The organism is Streptomyces anandii JCM 4720 (assembly GCF_014650655.1).
In the GTDB taxonomy this organism is placed as follows: Bacteria; Actinomycetota; Actinomycetes; order Streptomycetales; family Streptomycetaceae; genus Streptomyces; species Streptomyces anandii.
The window spans coordinates 505690-508848 of record NZ_BMVJ01000002.1; the positions used below are offsets into that span (position 1 = coordinate 505690).

Below are 3159 nucleotides of genomic sequence, written 5' to 3' on the forward strand. Positions count from 1 at the left end.
TCAGTCGAACTCAACGTGGACGCAAAGAATCACGGAAACCGTGGGATTCCTCACGCTGCTCACCTGGGCGGCCCTCTGGACAGATGCGCACAGGAGTCGGATGATCAAATGAGTGCGGTCGGCACCGGATGAGCGGCTACGAAGCGTCCGGGTCGCAGCCCCCACGGGGCGACAAGACAAGAAACCCCTCATTTAGGAGCAATCGTGGCGCGCGACATCGCGGCTCCCCCCGTCATTCCCACCAACCATCAGGACCTGATCTCGTGGGTGAACGAGATCGCCGAACTGACGCAGCCGGACAACGTGGTCTGGTGTGACGGATCCGAGGCCGAGTACGAGCGACTGTGCGAGGAGCTCGTCGCGAAGGGCACCTTCAAGAAGCTCGACCCGATCAAGCGCCCCAACTCCTACTACGCGGCCTCCGACCCCTCGGACGTGGCCCGCGTGGAGGACCGGACGTTCATCTGCTCCGAGAAGGAGGAGGACGCCGGCCCCACCAACCACTGGAAGGCGCCCGCCGAGATGCGGGAGATCTTCTCCGGTGAGAAGGGCCTGTTCCGCGGCTCCATGAAGGGCCGGACGATGTACGTCGTCCCGTTCTGCATGGGCCCCCTCGGCTCCCCGCTGTCCGCGATCGGCGTCGAGATCACCGACTCCGCCTACGTCGCCGTCTCCATGCGCACCATGACCCGCATGGGACAGCCGGTGCTGGACGAGCTCGGCGACAGCGGCTTCTTCGTCAAGGCCGTCCACACCCTCGGCGCCCCGCTGGAGCCGGGCCAGGAGGACGTGCCCTGGCCGTGCAACTCCACCAAGTACATCTCGCACTTCCCCGAGGACCGCGAGATCTGGTCCTACGGCTCCGGCTACGGCGGCAACGCCCTGCTCGGCAAGAAGTGCTACGCCCTGCGCATCGCCTCCGTCATGGCCCGCGACGAGGGCTGGCTGGCCGAGCACATGCTGATCCTCAAGCTCACCCCGCCCACCGGCGAGTCCAAGTACGTCGCCGCCGCCTTCCCGAGCGCCTGCGGCAAGACCAACCTCGCCATGCTGGAGCCGACCATCTCCGGCTGGACGGTGGAGACCATCGGCGACGACATCGCGTGGATGCGGTTCGGCGAGGACGGCCGCCTGTACGCGATCAACCCCGAGGCCGGCTTCTTCGGCGTCGCCCCCGGCACCGGTGAGCACACCAACGCCAACGCCATGAAGACGCTGTGGGGCAACTCGGTCTTCACCAACGTCGCGCTCACCGACGACAACGACGTCTGGTGGGAGGGCATGACGCAGGAGACCCCGGCCCACCTCACCGACTGGAAGGGCAACTCCTGGACCCCCGAGTCCGGTACGCCCGCCGCGCACCCCAACGCCCGCTTCACCACGCCCGCTTCGCAGTGCCCGATCATCGCGCCGGAGTGGGAGAGCCCGAAGGGCGTGCCGATCTCGGCGATCCTCTTCGGCGGCCGCCGGGCCAGCGCGGTGCCGCTGGTGACCGAGTCCTTCGACTGGAACCACGGCGTCTTCCTCGGCGCCAACGTCGCCTCCGAGAAGACCGCGGCCGCCGAGGGCAAGGTCGGCGAGCTGCGCCGCGACCCCTTCGCCATGCTGCCCTTCTGCGGTTACAACATGGGCGACTACATGGGTCACTGGATCGAGGTCGGCAAGGACAAGGACCAGTCCAAGCTGCCGAAGATCTACTACGTCAACTGGTTCCGCAAGAACGACGAGGGCAAGTTCGTCTGGCCCGGGTTCGGCGAGAACAGCCGCGTGCTGAAGTGGATCGTCGAGCGCCTGGAGGGCAAGGCCGAGGGCGTCGAGACCCCGATCGGCGTGCTGCCCACCCGGGACGCCCTGGACACCGACGGCCTGGACCTGTCCGAGTCGGACCTGGACTTCCTGCTCACCGTCGACAAGGAGGTGTGGCGCGAGGAGGCCGCCCTGGTCCCCGAGCACCTCAACACCTTCGGCGACCACACGCCCAAGGAGCTGTGGGACCAGTACCGCGCGCTCGTCGAGCGCCTGGGCTGACCGCAGCCCGCCCCGGGCCCTGGCGGGCCCGCCCGAGCTCCGCGGCCGGCCGCGACTTGCCCTGACCTGCGATGTCGCTCCGGCCGGCCGCGGCGTGGACCCAGGAGGCCGGGTGCGCACAACGGCGTGCGCACCCGGCCTCTTCGGTGTGGCCGGCCCGGCTCCGGGTACCCGGGAGTCCTCCAGGTGAAGGAGTGATGAGGGCATGGCTGGAGATGGTGACTTCTACACCCGGGACCGCCCGGACCACACGGACCTGACCGAGGACCGTCCACGCGGCGGCGGCCCGGAAGAGCCGCACAGCCGGGGCACATGGCCCGTCTGGCTGATCGTCCTCCTGGTCGTGGTGCTGTTCGTGATCGTTGTGGTCCTGCTCGGCTGACGCCCGCCGGTCAGCGGGCGCCGGTCTCCTTCGGGGCCAGCGCCCGTTCCAGCAGCAGCGTGTCGATCCAGCGGCCGTGCTTGTACCCGACGGCGGTCAGCCGTCCCGCGTCCGCGAAGCCGAAGCGGCGGTGCAGGGCGAGGGATGCGGCACCTGAAGCGTCCGTGCCGGTGCCGGAGCCGTCGTCGCCGGGGATCGCGACGACGGCGATCATCCGCCGCGCTCCCGCCCGTTCGCACCCCTCGATCAGCCCGCCCAGCAGTGCGCCGCCGAGCCCCCGCCCGGTGGCCCGGGGGTCGAGGTACACGGTGTCCTCCACGGTGTGCCGGTACGCCGGCTTCGGCCGCCAGGGTCCTGCGTACGCGAACCCTAGGACCTGGCCGGCCTCCTCCGCGACGAGGAACGGCAGCCCGCGCGCGGCGAGTTCGTCGTGACGCAGCTCCCATTCCTCAAGGGCGCGCGGCACCTCGTCGAACGTCGCGACGCTGTGCAGGACGTAGTGCCGGTATATGCCGGCGACGGCGGTGAGGTCGGCGCGGGCCGCGGGCCGCACCGTGGCGGTGGAGTCGGTCACGGCTCCATCCTCGCCGAGACGGCGGGTACGGGGACAGCGGGTTCAAAGACGGCGAGGCCGCCGGACGGCGGGGTTCATGGCGCCCGGTCCGCGCGTCGCTGCGGGTGCACGCGGACCGGGGCCGTTCTGAGGAGCCCTCGGATCAACTGGATCGACGGGGATCAAGGGCTAGTGG

The 3159-nt window shown here is 69.8% G+C and carries 3 protein-coding genes; 2 read left to right on the forward strand and 1 reads right to left on the reverse strand.

The genetic code is table 11. From position 1 onward, the window contains the following. Positions 1–204: 204 nt before the first annotated feature. Together IE249_RS05475 and IE249_RS05480 are read left to right on the forward strand one after the other, a co-directional pair. Complete coding sequence (locus IE249_RS05475; RefSeq protein WP_189703588.1) at positions 205–2028, forward strand: phosphoenolpyruvate carboxykinase (GTP); 1824 nt, start codon at positions 205–207, stop codon at positions 2026–2028. A 205-nt stretch (positions 2029–2233) separates the two neighbouring features. After that, complete coding sequence (locus tag IE249_RS05480) at positions 2234–2410, forward strand: hypothetical protein (protein WP_189703589.1); 177 nt, start codon at positions 2234–2236, stop codon at positions 2408–2410. Between the two features lie 10 nt (positions 2411–2420). Here IE249_RS05480 and IE249_RS05485 read toward each other — a convergent pair whose 3' ends face one another. Continuing rightward, entirely contained in the window at positions 2421–2984 is a 564-nt protein-coding gene (locus tag IE249_RS05485; protein ID WP_189703590.1) for a GNAT family N-acetyltransferase, read from the reverse strand. Positions 2985–3159 lie beyond the last annotated feature (175 nt).